A 3,596-nucleotide genomic window follows, 5' to 3' on the forward strand; every position below is an offset into this window, starting at 1 on the left:
AGTGAAAGTTATTGTTAAAGATACAATTGCTCCAAAATTGGAAATCAAAGACAAATATACAATTGAGTATAATTCAAAATTAGATCAAAAAGAATTGAAAGCAACTGATTTATCGAAAACAACAGTAACTTTAGATGATTCAAAGGTTAATTATAAGAAAGCTGGAACATATAAGGCAACTGTTATTGCAAAAGATGAAAGCAATAATGAAACAAAGAAAGAAATTGAAATTGTTGTCAAGGAAGAAAAGAAAAAAGAACAAGCAACTACAGAAAAGAAAAATAATTCTTCTAATCCACAAAATTCAAATAAGAAACCAAATTCATCAAACACTTCAAAGCCAAATTCAAATAACACTACAGGAACAACAACGCAATCTACTTCTAAAATTTCGATGGAAGCATTTAATTTGATAAATCAAGAACGATTAAAATTAGGTAGAAGTCAATTACAATATGCTTCCGAGTGGGAAAATATTGTTAAAAAGAGGGCTGTGGAAATTACTTCTAATTTTTCACATAATGGACTAAATAATTATTTTTCAGCCCATTCAGTTGGGGAATGTTTATCTCATGGGCATGGAGGAGCTTCGAATACTGTATTAAAAGGTTGGATGAAATCTTCTAATCATAAAGCTATATTAATGGATCCTGAAAATACAAAATTAATTGTGGCAGTTAATGGAGATTATTGGGTTGCACTTGTTCAATAAAATTAAATAATTAGTTAAAAGTATCAAAGAAAATGATACTTTTTTTGTATATAAAATGTGATAAGTAGGATAAAGCTACTTTAAGGAAAACTTTATAAATATGAGAAAGAAAGGAAGAATATATGATTAAGAAAAATATATTTCAAAAGGTAACTTCTGTTATACTGTCGTTGTTGATAGGAATATCTCTAATACAAATTGGTGGCATAAGTGATGTTAAAGCTGTCACATTATATCCGGAGGCAACCTCTAGAGTTTCATCAAGTTGGTTAACTGTGGATATGAGCGGTACAGCATTAGGTGGAACAGCGTATTACAATAGTTTAACATTGAATGGCTCAACTGCCTTTTGTCTTGATAAAGGAAAGAAACTGCAGACAGGTGTGAAATTTGCGAGAGTTTCGAGTAAAACGAATTCTATGTATAATCGTGTATGGAATTATTGGAGCAGTCAGGGAGGTGGATTGACTGGCGAAAATAGTGCGTTTGCACAAGGCATGTTTTGGGCATTATCAGAGGGAGTTTCAACAAGTAATTATTCTGCATATGGAAAAATCTTAGGTAGAACATTAGAGGGGGTATATGGTTTAAATCCGTATCCAACTTCACAGATGGAGAGCTGGGCTGAACAGGCATTGACCTTTAATAACACATCAGGAACTTTATATATGTATGATTCAGGAATATCTTCCCATCAAAGATTATTAACTTCAATACCAGGCGATTTACCTGAATATTTAGAAAGAAATGTAACTTCAACAAAGTCTTACAAAACGACTGAATCAATTAAAGTAAGAGTTAATAAGAATGATGTTGATACATCAAATAAATTAGGTGGAGTGACGTTTGATTTCTATAAAGATGATATCAAAGGTGGGAGCGCTGTTACAAATTCATCAGGGATTGCAGAACATACCTTTACAACAGAATTTACAAAGACAGCAACATCAACTAAAAAATATATTAGTAATTATGATGATTTAAGTATACCAAATCAAGAGAAAGTAACAGGCTATACATCTAAAGCAGATGCTCAAGCAGCAGCAGATAAAGAAGCTTTAGAAAAGGCGAAAGAATTAGCTGAGGCAGGAAGTGGACAAGAGCACACTTATAAAGTTATAGAAACAGCAACCAAAACAAACTATTGGCTCAATCCTGCTACTGGAACATATGAGAAAAATCATACTGGTTCTGGTACTGTTGAATTTAACATTGGCAATAAGCGTCAGGTTGGTTCTATAACCTTGATAAAAAGAGACAGTGAAACAAATAATCTTGTAGACAATGCGGTTTGTGGACTGTATGCAAGAAGTCCTATCATACACCCCGATGGAATAACAGGTCAATTATTCAATACGAATGATTTGGTAGCAACTTTTCCAAAAACAGCAGTCAATGGAACAGCTGTTTTAAATAATCTTTATTTAGGTCAATACTATGTTGCTGAAATAACAGCTCCGCCGGGATATTTGCGTTCCAATAAAAAATATAATGTTGATCTAACGTATGCTGGACAAAACGTACAGGTAACAGATGCGAGCACAACAGTAAAAAATAAGGTACAGCGTGCAGAAATTCATTCAATCAAGGAAGATAAAGAACTGGACACTGGTTCAAAAGATAAGAATGTTTTTGATTTCAATAAAGATAGAGCTCAAGGTGATGCAACAAGAACTGGAGCGACTTATGGTTTATATGCAGACGAACCTATTATTCATCATGATGGAACAACTGGCATTGTACAATACAATCAAGTTAAAGATTCTATTCATGAGTTAAAGTCTGTTAAAGGTACAGATTTACAAGTTAAGAATGTAAAAGCAAATGCTGGAACATTATTAGCAACCATTAAAACAGACAATAACGGAGAGTTTGGGTTCTCACATTTGTATAATGGTAAGTATTTTATACAGGAGATTGAACCAAGCGAGGGTTATACTTTAGACCCAACAAAATATTATATTGATCTAAGCTATACAAATCAAAATCAAGAGGTCATTATTAAAAATCTAAAGGTTTTGGAGGTTGTAAAGAAACAGGCATTTGATTTATTTAAGGCAGGACATACACCGGGTACTTCAACAAATGCGAAACCATTAGAAAACGTGGAGTTTACCGTTTGGCTGGAATCGGATATTCAGTCATTTATTTCTAAAGGAAAGACTTTAGCAGAGGCAAAACAGTTAGCACCTGTTTATGATAAATTAGTGACTAAGGCAGATGGAAGAGATGAAAGTATTGAATTGCCATTTGGAAAATATAGAATTTCAGAGACCAAGCCGGCTCCTGATTATGCATATGCAGAGGATTTCTTTGTAATTATTACAGAAGATTCAAGAGTTCATCAAAGTTGGACGAATAACGTAATTATAGATGAATTGTTTACAGGTTTGTTTGAGGCTGTAAAACTTGATAGAGAAAGTGGAAAACAAGTCAAATTAGAAGGTGCAAGATTTCAAATAAGAAATACGGATACTGGAGAATATTTCGGATACTGGGAATGGTTACCATTTCCTCGTTATGTAAATAGCTGGACAACAAACAGTGAGGGATATGTGAGATTACAGGAAAAATTATCAGCAGGTCATTATGAACTTATAGAAATAGAGCCACCTTTTGGATATGTGTTAGATTCATCACCAATACCTTTTAAGATAAGCAGTGACAATATGTATCAAATGGCGGAAGATGGAAAAACACCAGTCATTAGAGCGTATAAGGAAAATGTATCTGTAAAAGGCAAAATCAAACTCTATAAAGAGGGTGAAGTTTTAACAAACTATGATGAAAAAGAGAAGAATTTTATTTATGAAAAAATAGGTTTAGCAAATGCTGTTTATGATATCTTAGCAGAAAAGGATATTCTTGATCCATGTAATGATAA

At 33.0% G+C, this 3,596-nt stretch carries 2 protein-coding genes; both read left to right on the forward strand.

Annotation, left to right across the window (positions count from 1 at the left end):
* Positions 1–712 (forward strand): CAP domain-containing protein (locus GQF29_RS18490; RefSeq protein WP_202086643.1); only part of this gene is annotated, 712 nt, incomplete at its 5' end.
* Between the two features lie 122 nt (positions 713–834).
* Positions 835–3,596: MSCRAMM family protein (locus GQF29_RS18240; protein WP_272898075.1), on the forward strand; the 2,762-nt coding region annotated here is incomplete at its 3' end.

This window comes from Coprobacillus cateniformis (genome assembly GCF_009767585.1).
In the GTDB taxonomy this organism is placed as follows: domain Bacteria; phylum Bacillota_I; class Bacilli_A; order Erysipelotrichales; family Coprobacillaceae; genus Coprobacillus; species Coprobacillus cateniformis.